We start from the raw sequence: 20916 nt of genomic DNA, 5'->3' as shown, positions 1-20916 counted from the left end.
GAGTGTTTATGGCAGTCAAGGTCCTGGTGGTGGATGATTCCGGTTTCTTCCGCCGCCGTGTCTCGGAAATTCTCTCGGCCGACCCGACGATCCAGGTCGTGGGCACCGCGACCAATGGCAAGGAAGCTATCGACCAGGCGCTGTCGCTCAAGCCCGATGTCATCACCATGGACTACGAAATGCCCATGATGGACGGCATCACTGCGGTGCGGCACATCATGCAGCGCTGCCCGACGCCGGTGTTGATGTTCTCCTCGCTGACCCATGAAGGCGCCCGCGTTACGCTGGATGCGCTGGATGCCGGTGCAGTGGACTATCTGCCGAAGAATTTCGAGGACATTTCGCGCAACCCGCAGAAGGTCCAGCAAATGCTGTGCGAGAAGGTTCATACCATCTCGCGCAGCAACCGCCGTTTCGGCGCCTATTCCAGCCCGACGCCGGCCGCAGCGCCTGCACCGGCCAGCAGCCACGCCCCAGCCAGCAGCTTTGCCGGCAGCGCGCCTGCCCGCCCGGCCGCACCGGTGCGCACTGCCGCGCCTGCGGCTGCCCATTCGCCAGCACCCAAGCGCAAGCCTTACAAGCTGGTGGCCATCGGCACCTCCACCGGCGGCCCGGTCGCGCTGCAGCGTGTGCTCACCCAGTTGCCAGCCAACTTCCCGGCACCGATCGTGCTGATCCAGCACATGCCGGCGGCCTTTACCAAGGCCTTCGCTGAGCGCCTGGACAAACTGTGCAAGATCAGCGTCAAGGAAGCCGAGGACGGCGATGTGCTGCGCCCGGGCCTGGCCCTGTTGGCGCCTGGCGGCAAGCAGATGATGGTCGACGGCCGTGGCACGGTGAAAATCCTGCCGGGCGACGAGCGCCTGAACTACAAGCCGTGTGTCGACATCACCTTCGGCTCCGCCGCCAAGTCCTATGGCGACAAGGTGCTGTCGGTGGTGCTCACCGGCATGGGCGCCGATGGCCGCGAAGGCGCGCGCCTGCTCAAACAGGGCGGCAGCACCGTGTGGGCGCAGGATGAGGCCAGTTGCGTGATCTATGGCATGCCCATGGCGATCGTCAAGGCCAACCTCGCCGACGCGGTGTACAGCCTGGACGAGATCGGCAAGCACCTGGTCGAGGCGTGCGTCTGATGGATGTCTTGAGCCTGATCGGCCTGATCCTCGCTTTCGTCGCCATCGTTGGCGGTAACTTCCTCGAGGGTGGGCATGTCGGTGCGCTGCTCAACGGCCCGGCGGCGCTGATCGTCCTGGGCGGCACCCTGGCGGCGGCGTTGCTGCAGTCGCCGCTGTCGTCGTTCAAACGGGCGCTGCAGATCGTCCGCTGGATCTTCTTCCCGCCTCGGGTGGACCTGGCCGGCGGTATCGACCGTGTCGTCAACTGGAGCCTGACCGCGCGCAAGGAAGGCCTGCTGGGCCTGGAAGGCGTGGCTGATGCCGAGCCCGACCCCTATGCGCGCAAGGGCTTGCAACTGCTGGTCGACGGTGCCGAGCCGGAAGCCATTCGCGGCGTCCTCGAGGTGGATTTCCTGACCCAGGAGGCCCGCGACATCCAGGCGGCCAAGGTGTTCGAGAGCATGGGCGGCTATGCGCCGACCATCGGTATCATCGGTGCGGTGATGGGTTTGATCCATGTGATGGGCAACCTCGCCGACCCTTCGCAGCTGGGCAACGGCATTGCCGTGGCGTTCGTCGCCACCATTTATGGTGTCGCCAGTGCCAACCTGATCCTGCTGCCGATCGCCAACAAGCTCAAGGCCGTCACCCTGCGCCAGTCGCGTTACCGCGAGATGCTGCTCGAGGGCCTGCTGTCGATCGCCGAAGGGGAGAACCCGCGTTCGATCGAACTCAAGCTGCAAGGCTTCATGGAGTAACCCATGGCCCGTCGTCGTCATACCGAGGAACATGAAAACCACGAGCGCTGGCTGGTGTCGTACGCCGACTTCATCACCTTGCTGTTCGCCTTTTTCGTGGTCATGTACTCGATTTCCTCGATCAACGAGGGCAAGTACAAGCAGATCTCGCAGGCGCTGATCGGGGTGTTCAACGACCCCGAGCGCAGCATGAAGCCGATCCCCATCGGTGACGAGCGCCCGCTCACGGTCAAGCCCGCCGAGCCGCTGGTCAAGGACAGCGAGCAGACCGACGCCGGCCTGGCCCAGGCCAGTGTCGATCCGCTCAAGAGCATTGCCGACGATGTGCGCGATGCGTTCGGCGACCTGATCAAGTCCGACCAGATGACCGTGCGCGGCAACGAGCTGTGGATCGAGATCGAGCTCAACTCCTCGCTGCTGTTCGGCAGCGGTGACGCCATGCCCAGCGATGTTGCGTTCTCGATCATCGAAAAGGTGGCGAAGATCCTCAAGCCGTTCGCCAACCCGGTGCACGTCGAAGGCTTTACCGACAACCTGCCGATTCGCACGGCGCAGTACCCGACCAACTGGGAGCTGTCTTCGGCGCGAGCGGCGAGCATCGTCCGCCTGCTGGCGATGGAAGGCGTCAACCCGGCGCGCATGGCCTCGGTGGGCTATGGCGAGTACCAGCCGGTGGCCGGCAACGACACCGCCGAAGGGCGCGCGCGTAACCGCCGGGTGGTGCTGGTGATTTCCCGCAACCTCGAGGTACGTCGCAGCCTGACTGGTAGCGGCAGTGCCAACGCCACGCCGGATGCTGCCTTGCGCCGGGCTGGCACACAAAGTGCACCTGTCACACCTGCAACGCTGACGGGGCAATGATTCGTCAATTCCCCGACGCTTACGGCCATACAGGTGAGTGGTCTTGCGCGGCCTCTGTAGGAGCGGGCTTGTCCCGCGAAACAGGCTGCGCGGTAGTGGCACCGGCTTCGCCGGTGTTCGCGGGTCAAGCCCGCTCCTACAGAGTCTCGCGCCAAATCAACGAGATAGAATTTGTCCTATGAGAGTCTGGGCAGTAGCCAATCAAAAGGGTGGCGTTGGCAAGACCACCACCACCATCGCCCTGGCCGGCCTGCTGGCCGAGGCGGGCAAGCGCGTGGTCGTTGTCGACCTCGACCCGCACGGCTCGATGACCAGCTATTTCGGGCACAACCCCGACGCGCTCGAGCACAGCTGCTACGACCTGTTCCTGCATAAAGGCACGGTGCCCGAAGGGCTGCCGGGCCAGTTGCTGCTGCCCACCAGCGACGAGCGTATTTCGCTGCTGCCGTCGAGCACCGCACTGGCGGTGCTGGAGCGCCAGTCGCCGGGGCAGAGTGGCCTGGGCCTGGTGATCGCCAAGAGTCTGGCGCAGCTGTGGCAGGACTTCGACTTTGCCCTGATCGACAGCCCGCCGCTGCTCGGCGTGCTGATGGTCAATGCCCTGGCCGCCTGCCAGCAACTGGTGATCCCGGTGCAGACCGAGTTCCTTGCCGTCAAAGGCCTGGAGCGCATGGTCGGGACCCTGGCCATGGTCAACCGTTCGCGCAAGCAGGCACTGCCCTACCAGATCGTCCCAACCCTGTTCGACCGCCGCACCCAGGCATCGCTGGGCACCTTGAAAGTGCTGCGCGACACCTATGGCGAGCAGGTCTGGCAGGGCTACATCCCAGTTGACACGCGCCTGCGCGATGCCAGCCGCAATGGTGTCACGCCCTCGCAGTTCGACGGCAAAAGCCGTGGCGTCATTGCCTACCGGGCGCTGCTCAAGCACCTGCTTACTTACCGCTCCGCGCTGCAGGTGGCCTGATGAACCAAGCCCGGCAAATCGCCAGCAAACCGCAAATGGCCCTGCAGTCGTACCTTGATGGCCTGCTGCAGGAAGCCACCGAGTCGTTCGAGCTGCCAGAGCCTGCGCCTGTCGCGCAGCCGGCCAGCCAGGCGCCCAGCGACGAATTCGAAGCGGCTGTTCGCGAAGAACAGGCCGCTGACGCCCGCCGCCAGGCCGAGCCGGCACCCGCAGTGGCGCGGCCTTTTGCCGAGCCGCAGGTCAAGGTGCTGCCGACCGTTCTGCCGCCGGCCCAGCCAGTGGTCAGCGTGGTGGAGGAGCCAGTGCTGGCCGAAACCAGCGTCCCGCTGCAGACCGAAACCCAGGTCGCCGAGCCGGTCGCACCCCTGGTCGAGGTGCATCTGCCGGCACCCGCCGCGCCTGTGCCACCGGCCACAGCCGATGGCCGGCCAGCCTGGGCGGCCGAACCGTTCGAATGCCTGCTGTTCGACGTCGCCGGCCTTACCCTGGCGGTGCCGCTGGTATGCCTGGGCTCGATCTACTCGCTGGCCGGTCAGGAGCTGACGCCGCTGTTCGGCCAGCCGGACTGGTTCCTCGGCATCCTCAGCTGCCAGGCGGGCAACCTGAAAGTCCTCGATACCGCGCGTTGGGTCATGCCCGACCGCTACCGCGAGGACTTCCGCCAGGGCCTGCAGTACGTGATTTCGGTGCAGGGCTACGAATGGGGGCTGGCGGTACACCAGGTCAGCCGTTCGCTGCGCCTGGACCCGAACGAGATCAAGTGGCGCAGCCAGCGCGGCCAGCGCCCGTGGCTGGCCGGCACGGTGATCGAACACATGTGCGCGCTGCTCGACGTCGCCGAGCTGGCCGAGCTGATCGCCAGTGGCGCGGTCAAGCAGATGAATACCAAACACAACTGAATCAACGCCGCTACTGCCGCGGCTATACAGAGCACACCGCCGAAGGCGGATTGAGAGGGCTAGGGGAATGAAGAAGTCGTCTGCACAAGGTTCCGAAGATCCGATCCTGCAATGGGTTACTTTCCGTCTGGACAATGAGTCCTACGGCATCAACGTCATGCAGGTCCAGGAAGTGCTGCGCTACACCGAGATCGCTCCGGTGCCGGGCGCACCCAGCTACGTGCTGGGCATCATCAACCTGCGCGGCAACGTGGTGACGGTGATCGACACCCGCCAGCGCTTCGGCCTGATGCCTTCGGACATCACCGACAATACCCGCATCGTCATCATCGAGGCGGACAAGCAGGTGGTCGGCATCCTCGTCGACAGCGTCGCTGAAGTGGTGTACCTGCGTCAGTCGGAAATCGAGACCGCGCCGAACGTCGGTAACGAAGAGTCGGCCAAGTTCATCCAGGGCGTCTGCAACAAGAACGGCGAGCTGCTGATCCTGGTCGAGCTGGACAAGATGATGACCGAGGAAGAGTGGTCCGAGCTGGAGAGCATCTGAGTTGATTTTCGAGGCTGCTGTCATCCTCCTGGCGCTGTTGTGGGCGCTGAGCCTGTGGTTCTTCCTCAATTACAGCAAGCGCCAGCGCGAGCTGGCGGCACAGCAGGCCCAGGGCGATGCGCTGCGTGACCAGCGTATCAAGGACCTGGGCAAGCGCCTGGATGACTACCAGAACGGCACCGTGCGCATGGGCGAGGCCATTCACGAACTGCGCGCGGTGGTCGCGCCGTTGCCGGAGAAGCTCCAGCAACTGGAACAACGCGACCCCAACAGTGTCACCTTCACCCAGGCCGCCAAGCTGGTGGGCATGGGGGCCAGCGTCGAGGAGCTGACGCAAACCTGCGGCCTGACCCAGGCCGAGGCCGAGCTGATGCGTAAGTTGCACCACGGCGAGTGATCCACGGCAGGTCGCTATCGGGGGCGCGCAGCGGCCCCGATAGGCTTGAGTGACATCAGGTGGTGGCCCAGGAATGGCTGCCGCCGATCCTGACGATGCGGCCCAGTGGCAGCCACTGGTGCTGCAATTGGTTGAAGCGCTGCACGTCGACGAAGTGCCCTGCGTTTACCCGGGGCATGCCATACAGGTTGGTGACCTGGCGCAGCGTGGCTTGCAGGGGCAGACGCCTGTCGATCACGCTGTTGAGCATGGCCGGACCGGTCAGCTTGTTCAGTCTCGTTGCATAGCCGTAGGCGGCCTGCGGGTCGACCTGTGGGTCGGGTCGGCTGTCATAGAAGCCTGGACCCGCGGCAAATCTTGAATGCATCTCCTCCGAAATGGCCTCCAGCAGTGGGTTGCCCGGGTGGCTGCCGATCGGCGTGGTGTTGTACTGCAGGTGCATGCCGAGCTTTTCGTTGGACACCGGTGGGTACAGCAGCAGGCCATCCCTGGGCGCGAGCAATTCTATCGAGTCGATGGCCTCGCCCGGCTCACCCCGTGGCTGGCCATTGATCATCAGCGGCCTGCCAGGTTCGCGCAGGGTGTCGTCCACGTCCAGGTACAGGCCGCCCTCGTGGTTGAGCAGCGGGTAACGCAGCACGTCCGAGGCAGAGGAAAAATTGGTGGCCACGCCGCCATTGCCGTCGATGGCGGCCTGGTACTGAGCGAAGTAGCGGCTGCGTTGGAAGCTGGCGTAGAACGGCTGCTCTTCCAGGGTCATGACCTGCAGGGTCGGTGCATGTTCGGCGAGCAGGCGCAGGTTCTCGCGATATGCCTCGGGTGTCGCGTTCGACAGGAACAGCCGGTAGGCATACTGGCTCTGACTCAGGCGCGTGGCGTTACTTCCAAGGTTGCTCAGCAGCGCTGGGCTGATCACCTTGTCGCCGACCCAGATGCTCGATACCTGCTTGGGAATCGGCTGCAGGGCCGTGGAGTCGAGGGTGGGGTACTCGATCGGCAGGCGCAGGTCGATACCCAGCGCGCGCAACGAGCCCGTGCGCATGGCGTCAGTGACCGGGCGGGTGCGCACATCGACTTCCATCAGGCGATCGGCCGCAGGATCCGGTACATGGAAGGTAGGGTCCACATGGTTGAGTTCATCCTCCCGGATGAACGCATCGAATTCCACGTCGTAGATCATTTCGGTGACATAGCCGTCGACCGTCGCGTACAGGCTGTCGGGCGTGCCGTCGTAGCGCGGTATGCGGCTGACCCTGCTGCTGATCAGCGGGTCGGCGTCAGTCAGTGGGACAATCGGCTCGGGGCTGTGAAAGTACTGGGCTATCGCTTCAGGAAAGTGCGGCGGCGTGACCGGCCCCATGGGATAGCCCAGCTGGCCGTTGACCCTGCTGGGCATGACGAAGCGTTCGTCCTTGAAACTCAGCAGCAAGGGTGATTCCTGGGCGAGCTGGTGCAACAGCGGTGCGGCGTTGAGCAGGCCGAAGGCGGCCGCTTGCACGCCCGCGGCCTGTTGCGCCTGGTGCTTGCCGTGGATGGCCTGATCCAGCCCGAGGCCGAATTGCGCCATGCCGCCGATGGCGAACAGCGGAGCCAGTTCCGGCACCACCAGCGCCAGAGGCGCCAGGTAGTCGAGCGCCGACTTCAGGTAGCCGCGCCAGCGCGCCTTGAGCACTTCCCTTTGATCGGTGACGACGAAATCCGCGTCCTGGTAGCTGCGGCGTTTGTGACGCTTGGCCAGCGCGAGGAACAGATCGCCTTCGATGGGAGGGCTGTAGGTCTCAGCCTTGTAGTTCACATAATCGCGCGCTGACCAATGCCCTTCGGTGGTGAAGCCTGGACGCTGAGGGTTCAGGTCGTTGCTGCGCGGGTATGCCGCCAGGCCATCGAGCGCGGTTGCCAGGCCGCTGTAGCTCAGGCCGTCCGGCGTATCGGCCTGGGCGAAGTGCTCCATCAGCGCCTGGCGTTTCTGCAGGTCCTTGCACTGCTGCGCGAACCAGTCCTGAAGCAGCGCCTCGCTGGTGAACTCATGCAGGGGCGAGGCGTTGCCGGGTATGTAGAGCAAGGTCAAGCCGCTGCTCTTGTCCTTGAAACAGAGCAGGTCGGTCGCGGTATAGCCATACACATTCAGCGGGTAGACCTGGACGCTGGGAGGGCGGGTGGTCACTCCAGCGGCCTGCCAGGCGAGGCGTACGCCGGCGCGGCTGAGGCTGCCTTCCTCTGCCTGCTTGTTGCAGGCGGCGAGGAAGTTGATCTGCGCGCTGACGCGGTAGCTGTCCAGGTGGTTGGACCAGTAGCTGTCCAGCAAGGCCTTGTAGCGGGTATGAAAATCCAGGTTCCAGATGAACCGTTGCAGGTCTTCGGCTGGCACATCGATATGGGTCTTGTGGCTGTATTCCTGGGGCTGCGAACGTCGGAACAGGCCGTTGTACACCTCGTAGGCGGCGCCATTGCTGTACCACTCGCGCTCACGCAATTTTTCGACCAGGCGGATCTTGCCGGGAAAATGCCCGGCCCAGGGTTCGCCGAACAGTCCGCCAACCAGGTTGTTGTTGGATTCGCCTTGCCAGTTCGACAGCATGGCCTGCGTCAGGCTCTGCTTCTGCACGACGATACCGTCCCAGCTGGCGTTGCTGCCTGACTGGTAGTGCAGGGTGACAACATCGACCTGGTCGGGGTCCAGAATCAGCTGGTGCCGGGCCGCCCAGGCCTTGATGGCGTCGGCAGCGATGCGGTCGGGGCGAGGGAAGTGACGCAGATGGTCGCGGACGTACTGCACGCCCGCGCTATTGACGATGGGGGTATTCAAGGTGGTGCACCTTAGCCGTTGATGGGCTGGCGAAGGTGGCAGGCGCCGGTCGTGCGCGGGCCCTACATAGTTATCGTCGCGGTTCGGGCAGGGCCAGTACGGACGGGGTGATGTCCCGTTCGCCTGGCGGGGTGTCGTCGAAGTTGACCGGCACCTTGCCGCGCAGCTGCCAGGCAAAGGCGATGATCTCGGCGATGGTCAGGTACAGCGCCTCTGGGATCTGCTCGCCCAGTTCCAGGCGCGCCAGCAGGCGTACCAGCTCGGCATTCTCGTAGATCGGCACTTCATGCTCGCGGGCAAGCGCGAGGATGGCTTCGGCCAGTTCGTCGTCGCCCTTGGCACTCAGGGTGGGGGCCTGCTGGCCGTCGTAGCTCAGGGCAATGGCCTGGCGCGGTGGTTGCTGCTTCATGCGTTCTCGTCCACCCAACGTTGTTCCAGGCGTGTGCGTGGGCCTTGCGGTGGCGTGCCGGGGTGGCATTCCAGGTCGCCGACATCCAGGCCGCGGGCCAGCAGGCGGTCGCGCAGGGCGCCGAGCTGGCTGTCGATCAGCCGTGCCGTGCGCTCCTGCTCGGCCCAGAGCTGGCCCGACAGGCGTCCCTGGGACAGTTGAGCCTGGACTTGCAAGGGGCCAAGAGGGGCCAGATCGAAGGCCAGCTCGATGCGCCATAGTGCGGCCAGCGGATCACGCTGTTCGTGCTGTTCGCGTTCACGGTCGGCTTGCTGCTGCGGGGTTTCCTCGCGTTGCAGCTTGACCTGCAGGGGGATGAATTCCTGGCCGTGGCGGACGGGGATTTCAGTCTGCCAGGTGGTCTGCTGGTTGCCGTTTTCCAGTTGGCCGGACTGCTGCAGGCTGGACAGCGCATGGCTCTGCAGGCGCGACACGGCGCCGGCGGCCAGGCGCAGCAGTTGCTGCAGGTCGCCTTCTTGCTCCAGCTTCTGCAGCAGGCGTGTGGGCAGCGGGAAGGGCCCCGACTGTGGGCGTGGGCTGACCTGGCCGAGCATGCCCAGTGCGCTGCGGGCAAAGCCAGGCAGCGCCTGGGCCAGGGAGGCGTTGGTCAGCAGAGGGCTGAGAGTCGAGCTGAGTGTCGAGCTGGCCGGTGGCGGCGGCAACTGGGCGATCAGGCGCACCAGCTGTGCCTTGAGGTCGGGTGCCACGCCGCTGGCAAGCCCGCCGAGCAGCTTGGTTTCCAGGAACGCACCGCTGTTGTTCAGCGCCTGGGCGAGGTTCTTCGGCTCGCTCAGTTGGCGGGCGTCCGGCAGGCTGGCCAGCAGGCGCTCGGCGCTGGCGCGCAGTTCGACACCGGCGTCTGGCGAGCGGGCGATCTGCTGCAGGCCGCTGAGCACCCCCGGCAGTGAGGCCTGCTGCCCTTGCTGGGTGACCAGGTGCTGGGCGATCGCCAGTTGATCCTGGCGGCCACTCAGGGGCACGAAACGCAGCGACTGGTCGCCTTGCACCAGGGCGCTGAGCAGGCTGCCAACCGGTAATGGGCGCGGGCTGTCGATGGTCAGGGTGGCTCCGGCCTGGCTGCTGTTGAGCAGGCTCACCAGCGAACGGAAGCTGGCTACTTCTCCGGGGGGGTGCGGCAAGGCCTGGCTGGTCAGCACTTTGCCTTGCAGCAAGGTGCCGACCGGCACCTGGCGGGTGTCGAGGCGGGTGAGGGTGGCGATATTGCTGGCGTTGGCCTGCTGCACCAGCACCGCGAGGCGGTTGCTGTCGGTTTGGCTGACGGTGATCAGGCTGCCCTGGGGCAGTGGCTGGCTGGCGCTGGCCTGCAGCTGGGTCTGGGTGCCGTTGGTCTGGGTCAAGCGCAGCAGCAGCTGGAACTCCTGGCCGACCTGGCGCAGCGACATGACTTCGGCGCGCGCCGTCTCGCCCGGTGCCAGCAGCTCGGGCTGCGCTTGCAGCAGGCGCAGCAGTTCACCGGTCATGGCGGCCCTGGTCGCCTGGGGGCTTGGCGCAGTTTGTGCGCCGAGACTATTGATTTCAGTCATGATTGTATACAACCTGTCGAACCCGCCCTCTTGGCAGCGGGGCAGCGCGTGTAATAATGCCGGCCGCCCGCCTGCCAGTATAACGGCAGGGCAGGGGGCGACTTGAGACACAGGGTTTAAGACCCGCGTCGTCTGCTTCGCGGGTGAACCCGCGAAGCGCGCGGCGCAGATCATGAGCCAATCTGAATAAGGCGAAACCGTGACCCTTCACCTCCAAGCCGCAGGCCTGGCCTGCGAGCGCGACTGGCGACTGCTGTTCGAGCACCTGGACTTCGAACTGCGCCCTGGCGACATGCTGCAGATCGCCGGCCCAAACGGCAGCGGCAAGACCAGCCTGTTGCGCCTGCTGGCCGGGCTGATGCAGCCCACCGCCGGGCAGATCCTGCTCGGCGGCCAGCCATTGGCCGAGCAGCGCCACGCCCTGGCCAGCATCCTCATCTGGATCGGGCACGCCGCCGGCATCAAGGACTTGCTCACCGCCGAAGAGAACCTCGCCTGGCTCTGCGCGCTGCACCAGCCGGCAGGCCGCGAAGCCATCTGGCGCGCGCTGGAGGCCGTCGGCCTGCGCGGTTTCGAGGACGTGCCGTGCCATACCCTGTCAGCCGGCCAGCAACGGCGCGTGGCGCTGGCGCGGTTGTACCTGGACAGCCCGCCGCTGTGGATTCTCGACGAACCGTTCACCGCCCTCGACAAGCAGGGCGTCGCCCAGCTCGAGGCGCACCTGGCGGCGCACTGCGAACAGGGCGGCACGGTGGTGCTGACCACCCACCACACTCTCGCGCACACGCCTGCCGGTTACCGTGAACTGAACCTGGGGCAATGGGCGGCATGAGCGTATTCCTTCTGCTGTTGCGCCGCGAAGCGCGCCTGTTGTTCCGCCGTCCGGCGGAGCTGGCCAACCCGCTGGTGTTCTTTGCCATAGTGGTCGCGCTGTTCCCCCTGGCGGTGGGCCCCGAGACGCAATTGTTGCAAACCTTGTCGCCGGGACTGGTCTGGGTCGCGGCGTTGCTGGCGGTGTTGCTGTCGCTGGACGGGCTGTTTCGCAGCGACTTCGAGGACGGCTCGCTGGAGCAGTGGGTGCTGTCGCCGCACCCACTGGCGCTGCTGGTGCTGGCCAAGGTCCTGGCGCACTGGATCTTTTCCGGCCTGGCGCTGGTATTGTTGGCGCCACTGTTGGCGCTGATGCTCGGCTTGCCGGCCAGTTGCCTGCCGGTACTGCTCGCTTCGCTGTTGCTGGGCACGCCGGTACTGAGCCTGCTGGGCGCGGTGGGGGCGGCGCTGACGGTCGGTCTCAAGCGCGGCGGTTTGCTGCTGGCGTTGCTGATTCTGCCGTTGTATATCCCTGTATTGATCCTGGGCAGTGGTGCGTTGCAGGCGGCGTTGCAGAATATGCCGGCCACCGGCCACCTGCTCTGGCTCGCCAGCCTGACGGCCCTGGCGGTGACACTGGCACCCTTTGCGATCGCCGCCGGCCTGAAGATCAGCGTCGGCGAATAACGAGTTCCGGGCATTGCAGCCTGGCCAACACCCTGGATGTACCCTGATGAAAATAAGCTGGACGTGGTTCCACAAGCTGGGTTCCCCCAAATGGTTCTATGCCATCAGCGGCCGCATGCTGCCGTGGCTGACCGTTTCCGCCATCTTGCTGCTGCTGGTGGGCATCACCTGGGGCCTGGCCTTCGCCCCTCAGGACTACCAGCAGGGCAACAGTTTCCGCATCATCTATATCCACGTGCCGGCAGCGATGCTGGCGCAGTCCTGCTACGTGATGCTGGCGGTGGCCGGGGTGGTGGGGCTGGTGTGGAAGATGAAACTGGCCGACGTCGCCCTGCAATGCGCAGCGCCCATCGGCGCCTGGATGACCGCAGTGGCGCTGGTTACCGGCGCCATCTGGGGCAAGCCGACCTGGGGCAGCTGGTGGGTGTGGGACGCGCGCCTGACCTCGATGCTGATCCTGCTGTTCCTGTACTTCGGCATCATCGCCCTGGGCCAGGCCATCAGTAACCGCGACAGCGCGGCCAAGGCCTGCGCGGTGCTGGCCATCGTCGGCGTGATCAACATCCCGATCATCAAGTACTCGGTGGAGTGGTGGAACACCCTGCACCAGGGCGCCACCTTCACCCTCACCGAAAAACCGGCGATGCCGGTGGAGATGTGGCTGCCGTTGCTGCTCACGGCGCTGGGTTTCTACTGCTTCTTCGGCGTGGTGCTGTTGCTGCGCATGCGCCTTGAAGTGCTCAAGCGCGAAGCCCGCGCCAGTTGGGTCAAGGAAGAGGTAATGAACAGCCTGGGCCGGGAGGCAGCACGATGAGCTTCGCCTCGTTCAATGATTTCCTCGCCATGGGCCACCATGGCCTGTACGTCTGGTCGGCCTACGGCATCTGCCTGGCGGTGCTGGCGCTGAATGTCGCCGCGCCCCTGCTGGCCCGCCGTCGCTACCTGCAAGAAGAGGCGCGCCGTCTGCGCCGGGAGAGCAAACCGTGAATCCGCAGCGCAAGAAACGCCTGTTCATCATCCTCGGCCTGCTGGCCGGTGTCGGCGTGGCCGTGGGCTTTGCCCTGAGTGCCCTGCAGCAGAACATCAACCTGTTCTATACCCCCACGCAGATCGCCAACGGCGAAGCGCCGCTGGACACCCGCATCCGCGCCGGCGGCATGGTCGAGAAGGGCTCGGTGCAGCGTTCGGCAGACTCGCTGGACGTGCGCTTCGTGGTCACCGACTACGCCAAGTCCGTGCCGATCACCTACCGCGGCATCCTCCCCGACCTGTTCCGCGAAGGGCAGGGCATCGTCGCGCTGGGCAAGCTCAACGCCGACGGCGTGGTGGTGGCTGACGAAGTGCTGGCCAAGCACGACGAGAAATACATGCCGCCGGAAGTCAGCAAGGCCCTGAAAGAAAGCGGCCAGGCGGAGGCCAAGCCATGAACGCGGCCCTGGTGATCCCCGAACTCGGCCAGTTGGCGATGATCCTGGCGATCTGCTTCGCGGTCGTGCAGGCCACGGTGCCGTTGCTTGGCGCCTGGCGCGGCGACAGCCTGTGGATGAGCCTGGCGCGCCCGGCGGCCTGGGGGCAGTTTGCCTTCCTCGCCTTTGCCTTCGCCTGCCTGACCCACGCCTTCATGACCGACAACTTCTCGGTCGCCTATGTGGCCAGCAACTCCAACAGCGCCTTGCCCTGGTACTACAAGTTCAGCGCCGTATGGGGCGCCCACGAGGGCTCGCTGCTGCTGTGGGCGATGATCCTCGGTGGCTGGACCTTCGCCGTGTCGATCTTCTCGCGCCAACTGCCGCAGGTGATGCTGGCCCGGGTGCTGGCGGTGATGGGCATGATCAGCGTCGGCTTCCTGAGCTTTTTGATCATCACGTCCAACCCGTTCTCGCGCCTGTTGCCGCAGGTGCCAGGCGACGGTCGCGACCTCAACCCGCTGCTGCAGGACTTCGGCCTGATCGTCCACCCGCCGATGCTGTACATGGGCTACGTGGGCTTCTCGGTGGCCTTCGCCTTCGCCATCGCCGCGCTGCTCGGCGGGCGCCTTGACGCTGCCTGGGCGCGCTGGTCGCGGCCCTGGACCATCGTCGCCTGGGCCTTCCTCGGGGTGGGCATCACCCTCGGCTCGTGGTGGGCCTACTACGAACTGGGATGGGGCGGCTGGTGGTTCTGGGACCCGGTGGAAAACGCCTCGTTCATGCCCTGGCTGGTGGGCACGGCGCTGATCCATTCGCTGGCGGTCACCGAAAAGCGCGGCGTGTTCAAGAGCTGGACCGTGCTGCTGGCCATCGCTGCGTTCTCGCTGAGCCTGCTGGGCACCTTCCTGGTGCGTTCCGGCGTGCTGACTTCGGTGCACGCGTTCGCCGCCGACCCGTCGCGCGGCATCTTCATCCTGATCTTCCTGCTGTTCGTGGTCGGTGGCTCGCTGACCTTGTTCGCCCTGCGCGCACCCGTGGTCAAGAGCCAGGTCGGCTTTGCCCTGTGGTCGCGGGAAACCCTGCTGCTGGCCAACAACCTGGTCCTGGTGGTGGCGGCCTCGATGATCCTGCTCGGCACTCTCTACCCGCTGGTGCTCGATGCCCTGACCGGGGCCAAGCTGTCGGTCGGCCCGCCTTATTTCGACGCCCTGTTCCTGCCGCTGATGGCGCTGCTGATGCTGGTGCTGGGCGTGGGTGTGGTGGTGCGCTGGAAGGACACCCCCGGCAAATGGCTGGCCAGCATGATGACCCCGGTGCTGATCGGCAGCGCCGTGCTGGCGCCGCTCGCCGGGTTGCTGGTCGATGATTTCGACTGGCCGGCCCTGAGCGTATTCGCCCTGGCTGCCTGGGTGGTCCTGAGCGGCGTACGCGACATTCTCGACAAGACCCGCCACAAGGGCCTGTTCAAAGGCCTTGGCGGGCTTGGTCGCAGCTACTGGGGCATGCAGCTGGCCCACCTCGGCCTGGTGGTGTGCGCCCTGGGCGTGGTGCTGTCCAGCAACAACAGCGCCGAGCGCGACCTGCGCATGGCGCCGGGCGAGACGGTCGAGCTGGGCGGCTACCACTTCCTGTTCGAAGGCGCCAAGCACTTCGAGGGCCCGAACTTCATCTCCGACAAGGGCACCGTGCGGGTTTCCCGCGAGGGCCGTGAAGTCTCGGTACTGCACCCGGAAAAACGCCTGTACACCGTGCAGCAGTCGATGATGACCGAGGCGGGCATCGATGCCGGCTTTACCCGCGACCTGTATGTCGCCCTGGGCGAACCGCTGGAAAACGGCGCCTGGGCAGTGCGGGTGCATATCAAACCCTATGTCCGCTGGATCTGGCTGGGCGGTCTGCTGACCGGCCTGGGCGGCTTGCTGGCGGCCTTCGACCGACGCTACCGCGTCAAGGTCAAGACCCGGGTGCGTGAGGCCCTGGGCGTGTCTGGAGCGACTGCATGAAGCGTTGGGTCATGGTGGTGCCACTGGCGGTGTTCCTGCTGGTGGCGGTGTTTCTTTACAAAGGGCTGTTCCTCAAGCCCGACGAGCTGCCCTCGGCGATGATCGGCAAGCCGTTCCCGGCCTTCTCGCTGGGCACCGTGCAGGGCGACCGCACGCTGACCCAGGCCGACCTGCTCGGCCGTCCGGCGCTGGTCAACGTGTGGGGCACCTGGTGCCCGTCGTGCAAGGTCGAGCACCCCTACCTCAACCAGCTGGCCGAGCAGGGTGTGGTGATCCACGGGGTCAACTACAAGGACGACAACGCCGCCGCGTTGAAATGGCTGGCCGAGTTCCACAACCCCTACCAGTTCAATATCGCCGACCCGCAAGGCTCGCTGGGCCTGGACCTGGGCGTGTACGGCGCGCCGGAAACCTTCCTGGTCGATGCCAATGGCATCATCCGCTACAAGCACGTCGGTGTGGTCGATGCCACGGTGTGGCGCGAGCAGCTGGCGCCGCTGTACCAGGGCCTGGTCGATGAGGCCAGGCCATGAAGCGCTGGTTAGCCGCCGCCGTGCTGGGTTTGAGCCTGGCCGGCGCCGCCAGGGCGGCCATCGACACCTACCAGTTTCGCGACGAAGCCGAGCGTGAGCGCTACCAGCAGCTGACCAAGGAACTGCGCTGCCCCAAGTGCCAGAACCAGGACATCGCCGACTCCAACGCGCCGATCGCCGCCGACCTGCGCCGCGAGATCTTCCGCATGCTGGGCGAGAACAAGAGCAATCAGCAGATCGTCGACTTCATGGTCGATCGCTATGGCGACTTCGTGCGCTACAAGCCGGCGCTCAGTGGCCGCACCTTCCTGCTCTGGTTCGGCCCAGGCATTCTGCTGGCCGGCGGTTTCGTGGTGCTGGCGCTGATCGTGCGCCGCCGCCGTGGCCAGGCCGCGGCCGGCCCCGCCGAATTGTCTGCCGACGAACGCGAGCGTCTCGCCAAACTGCTGGAAAAAGACCGTACCCATGACTGAATTCTGGCTTAGCGCGGGCCTGCTGCTGCTCGCCGCCCTGGCATTTCTGCTGCTCCCGATCCTGCGTGGCCGCCGTCGCCAGCAGGCCGAGCAGGACCGTACCGCACTCAACGTGGCGCTGTTCGAAGAACGCGTCGCCGAGCTGGCTGCCCAGCAGCAGGCCGGGGTGCTCGACGCCGAACAACTGGCCAAGGGCCGCGACGAAGCGGCCCGCGAGCTGCTGGCCGACACCGAGCGCGACGGCGCCGCCCGCCAGGGCCACCTGGGCAAGGCCATCCCGCTGCTGGCGGCGGTGCTGGTGCCCGCCATGGCGCTGGGGCTGTACCTGCACTTCGGCGCCGCCGACAAGGTCGAGCTGACCCAGGAGTTCGCCAAGGCGCCGCAATCCATGCAGGAAATGACCTCGCGCCTGGAACGGGCGGTACAGGCCCAGCCGGACTCGGCCGAAGCCCTGTACATCCTGGGCCGCACCTATATGGCCGATCAGCGCCCGGCGGATGCCGCCAAGGCGTTCGAGCGCGCAGTGTCCCTGGCCGGGCGCCAGCCGGAACTGCTCGGGCAATGGGCCCAGGCGCTGTACTTCGCCGCCGACAAGCAGTGGAGCCCGCAACTGCAAGCGCTGACCGAGGAGGCCTTGAAGGCCGACCCGCAGGAGGTCACCAGCCTCGGCCTGCGCGGTATTGCCGCGTTCGAGGGGCAGCGTTACCAGGAAGCCATCGGCTTCTGGCAGCGACTGCTGGCGCAGCTGCCCGAGGGCGATGCCTCGCGTGCCGCGCTGCAGGGCGGCATCGACCGCGCCGCAGACAAGCTCAAGGCCGGCGGCGCCAAGGTCGAGCAAAGCGCACGTCTGAAAGTACGGGTAGAGCTGGCCGCCGCGCTCAAGGACAAGGTCCGCCCGGACGACACCGTGTTCATCTTCGCCCGCGCCAGCAATGGCCCGCCCATGCCGCTGGCGGCCAAGCGGGTGACCGTGGCGCAGTTGCCGATCGAGGTGGAGCTGTCGGACGCCGACGCGATGATGCCGCAGATGAAACTGTCGGACTACGCTGAAGTCCAACTGGTTGCCCGTGTCTCCCGTGCAGGCCAGCCGACCCACGGTGAGTGGAAAGGCCAGAGCGCCCCGCTGGCCAGCGGCACCCAGGCCACCCAGCACCTGACCATCGACAGCCCCGATTCATAAGAGAGCAGCGCCATGAACAGCACCGTCCGCCTGACCCTGATTACCCTGGCCCTGGGTCTTTCCGCGTGTACGGTGCATCAGCCAGGCGAGCGCGAGCCGCTGCCGCCGATCCAGACCACACCGCCGCCGCACCAGGGGCCGGCGGTCAAGCCGCTGCCGGGCAGCAAGCCCGGTGGGCCGGCAGCGACGCCCAAGCCAATGCCGCGCACCTCCGCCAGTTTTGCCCCGCCACCCGGCGGCGCCAGCCACTGGGACCCGAAACTGGGTGTCTATGTGCTGGAAAAGCAGCCCAACACCTTCTACCGCCAGCGCACCTATTACCGCTGGAACAGCGGCTGGAGCTGGTCGCTGAGCCCCAACGGCCCGTGGCAGGACACCGACAGCAGTGGTGTACCGGGTGGCCTGGGCAGGGCGTTCGGGCAATAACTGCCGTGGTCTGATCGCGGCCCTATCGCGGGGCAAGCCCGCTCCCACGCTGTACAACGTGGGAGCGGGCTTGCCCCGCGATAGGGCCGCCAGCGTCAACAACTGGCATACTCCCCCTTCACATTCAAAGGGAGGGTGGCATGAGCAAGACAGTCCTGGTGCTGGTGGAAACCGTCGATGACTACCTACCCCTGCTGGAGCAGGCCGGTTACCGCCTGATCCGCGCGCCCTCGCCGCAGCTGCGCGCCGATGCCATTGCCCGGCACGCTGGCGAAATCGATGCTGTGCTCACCCGTGGCCCACTGGGCCTGACCGGCGCTGAAATCCAACAGCTGGTGAAGCTGCAGATCATCTGCGTGATCGGCGCTGGCTACGAGCAGGTCGACCTGGCCGCCGCTGCCGCCCGTGGCATCACCGTCACCAATGGCGCCGGGGCCAATGCCGGCGCGGTCGCTGACCATACCCTGGCCCTGCTGCTGGCGCTGTTGCGCGACATCCCGCGTGCTGACGCCAGCACCCGTCGCGGTGAATGGAACCGGGTGATCAGCCCATCGGTGAGTGGCAAGCGCCTGGGCATCATCGGCCTTGGCGCGGTCGGCCAGGCCATCGCCCGGCGCGCCGCCCTGGGCTTCGACATGAACGTCAGCTACCACAGCCGCACCCCGCGCACCGATGTGCCCTACGCCTGGTACGACAGCCCGCTGCACCTGGCCGCCGCGGTGGACATCCTCGTGGTGGCCACTCCGGGCGGCAACGGCACTCGCCATCTGGTGGATGGCCAGGTGCTCGAAGCCTTGGGCGCCGAGGGCTATCTGGTCAACATCGCCCGTGCCAGCGTGGTGGACACCCAGGCGTTGGTCGCTGCCTTGCAGCAGGGCGCGATCGCCGGCGCCGCGCTGGATGTGTTCGATGACGAGCCTGCCGTGCCCGATGCGCTCAAGGCGCTGGGCAACACCGTACTCACCCCGCATGTCGCCGGCCAGTCACCGCAAGCGGCCCGTGACACCGTGACCCTGGTGCTGCGCAACCTGGAAGCGTTCTTCGCCGGCCAGCCGGTACTCACGCCCGTTCGCGGCTGAACCTTTTCCCGATGTTTGCCTGGCACTCTGCCGGGCTTGAGGAGTTTTGCATGCAACTCGAGATCTTCCAGGTCGATGCGTTTTCTGCCGTGCCTTTCGGCGGCAACCCCGCGGCGGTGATTCCGCTGGAGCAGTGGTTGCCGGACGACCTGCTGCAACGCATCGCCGAAGAGAACAATCTGTCGGAAACCGCCTATTTCGTACGCAATGGCGAAGTGTTCGACTTGCGCTGGTTCACGCCGACCGTGGAAGTCGACCTGTGTGGTCATGCGACGCTGGCGGCGGCCTGGGTGCTGTTCGAGCAACTGGGCGAGCAAGCCGAGGTGCTGCGGTTCAGCACCCGTAGCGGTGAGTTGCGGGTCAGCCGTGCTGCCGATGGCCGGCTGGCCATGGATTTCCCGGCCAAGCAGCCGGTTGCAGTGGATATGCCCGAAGGCTTGTTGGCGGCATTGGGCCTGGGTGCCGCGAGGGCCGTGTATCGCTCGGACGACTATGTGGTGATGATCGACGACGCATCGCTGCTCGACGCGCTCAAGCCCGACTTCGTTGCACTGTCGGCTTTCGATGTACGTGGCATCGCAGTGACCGCGCCGGGCCGCGGCTTCGACTTCGTTACCCGCTGGTTCGGCCCTCGGGTCGGGGTCAACGAGGACCCGGTCACAGGCTCCGCCCATACCTCGCTGGCGCCGTTGTGGGCAGGTCGACTGGGCAAGCCAGTGCTCAGTTGCGAACAGGGCGGTGCTCGCAAAGGGCAGCTGTCCTGTGAAGTTTCGGGTAATGGTCGGGTGATCATTCTTGGATCTGGGGCGCTGTATCTTCGCGGCTCGATTCATATCTGAACATGCGGGCCTGCTGCGGCTTGAAGCAGGCCCATCGAGGGTTGGGTTATTGATCGCCGGCGATATATTGGAAAGTGGCATCGCCAGTGGGTGTTGTCGGTAGTGTGACTTTGATGAGCGGGATACTGATACCGGTCTTGCTCAGGAATTTTGCCCTGTCTTTTTTGGCATCGATCAAGGCAGTGGAGTTGTTATAGAAGAATGCCTGCAGCGGCAGGCGCCCATCGAGATTGCGGTCCCAGACTTTCAATAGCAGTTCGTTCCATTCGCTGAAGTAGCCCGAGTCTCTCCATTTGGAGCGCATGCCTTGATAGAAATTGGGCCCCGCATATTGGTTCAGTTCATCACGAACATCCCAACCACAGATAGCGTAGCCGCCTGTACCTGGCGGATAGGCTGCGTTCCACTGCTCCGCCATTGTGATATTCAGGCGATGGCATTTGTCGGTATTGGCAACGCCTGGGTAAGCACCACAACCTTGATCCGTCGTACGGCCGTCGGTCCAACCGTCCATGGGGAAAAAGCACAGCACTTGTATGCGTTCAAGACCCGCAGGCGTGTCCAGGACGGGATAGAAGATCAGGCCATTCACATTGGGGCGATCCCAGGCGAACCTGGCAAAGTTGTTGTCCTTGCGCAGGAACGAGAAGGAGACGCTGCCCTTTGCGAGAGCCTTGTCGCTGGGGTCCCAGGACTCATAGGCGTCACCGTAGGTGGTGACGCGAATCATCACCCCTGAGCACAGAAAAGCGGGCATGGTGTCGCTGCCGCAGTTTGCCGGTCGTTCATGATAGCTGCTGGTCAGCGCCGCTGCGGTCGTCGGGCCATCGGCCCTGGTGATGATCGTGGAGGGGCGTTGCCCGGCACACCCTGAAAGCAACAATACAACCAATAGAAAGAGCCTGGTCTTCATGGCAGGTGACCTCGATTCGCCACTGAGGCGTAAGTGATAGCCGCTGCATTCCGGTTGGATGCGGCAAGCATCGGGGTACATGTTTCGAGGCCTAGGCGTGAGTGAAACTAAGGCAGGAGGGCAGAGCACCACAACTGGCAAAAATACCAGGTGGCGAGGCTGCGCGTTGTGGGATGGGCACATGTCCCTCTCGGGCTATCAGTGCGGGTTCTGACTATACTC

At 65.4% G+C, this 20916-nt stretch carries 23 protein-coding genes; 19 read left to right on the top strand and 4 right to left on the bottom strand.

The window, feature by feature from the left end:
• Nucleotides 1-8: 8 nt before the first annotated feature.
• From ACO6VM_RS03515 to ACO6VM_RS03485, 7 genes are all read left to right on the top strand, one after another.
• Nucleotides 9-1133 (top strand): protein-glutamate methylesterase/protein-glutamine glutaminase, encoded by a 1125-nt coding sequence (locus ACO6VM_RS03515; RefSeq protein ID WP_401056813.1) that lies wholly within the window; start codon nt 9-11, stop codon nt 1131-1133.
• Nucleotides 1133-1873, top strand: coding sequence for a flagellar motor protein (locus ACO6VM_RS03510; protein WP_390967364.1), 741 nt, complete (start codon nt 1133-1135; stop codon nt 1871-1873). Before ACO6VM_RS03515 ends, ACO6VM_RS03510 begins: the two co-directional genes overlap by 1 nt.
• Before the next feature lie 3 nt (nt 1874-1876).
• Complete coding sequence (gene motD, locus ACO6VM_RS03505) at nt 1877-2734, top strand: flagellar motor protein MotD (protein ID WP_422402767.1); 858 nt, start codon at nt 1877-1879, stop codon at nt 2732-2734.
• Between the two features lie 178 nt (nt 2735-2912).
• Entirely contained in the window at nt 2913-3701 is a 789-nt protein-coding gene (locus ACO6VM_RS03500; protein WP_110995274.1) for a ParA family protein, read from the top strand.
• Nucleotides 3701-4600 carry a CheW domain-containing protein gene (locus tag ACO6VM_RS03495; RefSeq protein ID WP_422402766.1) on the top strand — a complete coding sequence of 300 codons (900 nt, stop codon included), beginning with the start codon at nt 3701-3703 and terminating at the stop codon, nt 4598-4600. Before ACO6VM_RS03500 ends, ACO6VM_RS03495 begins: the two co-directional genes overlap by 1 nt.
• A 67-nt stretch (nt 4601-4667) precedes the next feature.
• Complete coding sequence (locus tag ACO6VM_RS03490) at nt 4668-5147, top strand: chemotaxis protein CheW (RefSeq protein ID WP_110995276.1); 480 nt, start codon at nt 4668-4670, stop codon at nt 5145-5147.
• A 1-nt stretch (nt 5148) separates the two neighbouring features.
• Entirely contained in the window at nt 5149-5544 is a 396-nt protein-coding gene (locus ACO6VM_RS03485) for a DUF2802 domain-containing protein (protein ID WP_110995277.1), read from the top strand.
• A 55-nt stretch (nt 5545-5599) separates the two neighbouring features.
• Here ACO6VM_RS03485 and ACO6VM_RS03480 read toward each other — a convergent pair whose 3' ends face one another.
• The 3 genes from ACO6VM_RS03480 to ACO6VM_RS03470 all read right to left on the bottom strand — a co-directional run bounded on the left by ACO6VM_RS03480 (nt 5600) and on the right by ACO6VM_RS03470 (nt 10342).
• Nucleotides 5600-8350, bottom strand: a complete 2751-nt coding sequence (locus ACO6VM_RS03480) for a dermonecrotic toxin domain-containing protein (protein WP_422402765.1) — start codon at nt 8348-8350, stop codon at nt 5600-5602.
• Between the two features lie 70 nt (nt 8351-8420).
• Nucleotides 8421-8759, bottom strand: coding sequence for an EscU/YscU/HrcU family type III secretion system export apparatus switch protein (locus ACO6VM_RS03475; RefSeq protein WP_422402764.1), 339 nt, complete (start codon nt 8757-8759; stop codon nt 8421-8423).
• Complete coding sequence (locus tag ACO6VM_RS03470; protein WP_422402763.1) at nt 8756-10342, bottom strand: flagellar hook-length control protein FliK; 1587 nt, start codon at nt 10340-10342, stop codon at nt 8756-8758. The genes ACO6VM_RS03475 and ACO6VM_RS03470 overlap by 4 nt, the downstream gene beginning before the upstream one ends.
• Nucleotides 10343-10541: 199 nt before the next feature.
• Between ACO6VM_RS03470 and ccmA the strand changes: the two genes are divergently transcribed.
• The 12 genes from ccmA to ACO6VM_RS03410 all read left to right on the top strand — a co-directional run bounded on the left by ccmA (nt 10542) and on the right by ACO6VM_RS03410 (nt 19781).
• Complete coding sequence (gene ccmA / locus ACO6VM_RS03465) at nt 10542-11174, top strand: cytochrome c biogenesis heme-transporting ATPase CcmA (protein ID WP_110995281.1); 633 nt, start codon at nt 10542-10544, stop codon at nt 11172-11174.
• The gene (gene ccmB, locus ACO6VM_RS03460) at nt 11171-11839 is read left to right on the top strand and encodes a heme exporter protein CcmB (RefSeq protein WP_110995309.1); all 669 of its coding nucleotides are present in this window, start codon (nt 11171-11173) and stop codon (nt 11837-11839) included. Before ccmA ends, ccmB begins: the two co-directional genes overlap by 4 nt.
• A gap of 46 nt (nt 11840-11885) precedes the next feature.
• Nucleotides 11886-12653: a heme ABC transporter permease gene (locus tag ACO6VM_RS03455; RefSeq protein ID WP_347149241.1), complete on the top strand. Its 768-nt coding sequence runs from the start codon at nt 11886-11888 to the stop codon at nt 12651-12653.
• Nucleotides 12650-12826, top strand: a complete 177-nt coding sequence (ccmD, locus tag ACO6VM_RS03450) for a heme exporter protein CcmD (protein ID WP_110995283.1) — start codon at nt 12650-12652, stop codon at nt 12824-12826. Before ACO6VM_RS03455 ends, ccmD begins: the two co-directional genes overlap by 4 nt.
• On the top strand, nt 12823-13266 hold the full coding sequence (ccmE, locus tag ACO6VM_RS03445) for a cytochrome c maturation protein CcmE (RefSeq protein ID WP_110995284.1): 444 nt from the start codon (nt 12823-12825) through the stop codon (nt 13264-13266). The genes ccmD and ccmE overlap by 4 nt, the downstream gene beginning before the upstream one ends.
• An 11-nt stretch (nt 13267-13277) precedes the next feature.
• Nucleotides 13278-15251 (top strand): heme lyase CcmF/NrfE family subunit, encoded by a 1974-nt coding sequence (locus ACO6VM_RS03440; RefSeq protein WP_401057136.1) that lies wholly within the window; start codon nt 13278-13280, stop codon nt 15249-15251.
• Entirely contained in the window at nt 15248-15784 is a 537-nt protein-coding gene (locus ACO6VM_RS03435; protein ID WP_401056821.1) for a DsbE family thiol:disulfide interchange protein, read from the top strand. The genes ACO6VM_RS03440 and ACO6VM_RS03435 overlap by 4 nt, the downstream gene beginning before the upstream one ends.
• The gene (locus ACO6VM_RS03430; protein WP_110995287.1) at nt 15781-16257 is read left to right on the top strand and encodes a cytochrome c-type biogenesis protein; all 477 of its coding nucleotides are present in this window, start codon (nt 15781-15783) and stop codon (nt 16255-16257) included. Before ACO6VM_RS03435 ends, ACO6VM_RS03430 begins: the two co-directional genes overlap by 4 nt.
• On the top strand, nt 16250-17437 hold the full coding sequence (ccmI, locus tag ACO6VM_RS03425) for a c-type cytochrome biogenesis protein CcmI (protein WP_401056822.1): 1188 nt from the start codon (nt 16250-16252) through the stop codon (nt 17435-17437). Before ACO6VM_RS03430 ends, ccmI begins: the two co-directional genes overlap by 8 nt.
• Before the next feature lie 12 nt (nt 17438-17449).
• Nucleotides 17450-17863: a hypothetical protein gene (locus tag ACO6VM_RS03420; RefSeq protein ID WP_422402762.1), complete on the top strand. Its 414-nt coding sequence runs from the start codon at nt 17450-17452 to the stop codon at nt 17861-17863.
• 140 nt (nt 17864-18003) lie between these two features.
• Nucleotides 18004-18942: a 2-hydroxyacid dehydrogenase gene (locus tag ACO6VM_RS03415; RefSeq protein WP_422402761.1), complete on the top strand. Its 939-nt coding sequence runs from the start codon at nt 18004-18006 to the stop codon at nt 18940-18942.
• A gap of 50 nt (nt 18943-18992) precedes the next feature.
• The gene (locus ACO6VM_RS03410) at nt 18993-19781 is read left to right on the top strand and encodes a PhzF family phenazine biosynthesis protein (protein ID WP_401056824.1); all 789 of its coding nucleotides are present in this window, start codon (nt 18993-18995) and stop codon (nt 19779-19781) included.
• Nucleotides 19782-19827: 46 nt separating this feature from the next.
• Here ACO6VM_RS03410 and ACO6VM_RS03405 read toward each other — a convergent pair whose 3' ends face one another.
• Entirely contained in the window at nt 19828-20694 is an 867-nt protein-coding gene (locus tag ACO6VM_RS03405; RefSeq protein WP_401056825.1) for a halovibrin HvnC, read from the bottom strand.
• Nucleotides 20695-20916 lie beyond the last annotated feature (222 nt).

This window comes from Pseudomonas sp. GZD-209, assembly GCF_049310485.1.
Classification (GTDB): Bacteria; Pseudomonadota; Gammaproteobacteria; order Pseudomonadales; family Pseudomonadaceae; genus Aquipseudomonas; species Aquipseudomonas sichuanensis.
This window is presented reverse-complemented; position numbering and strand designations above follow the sequence as displayed.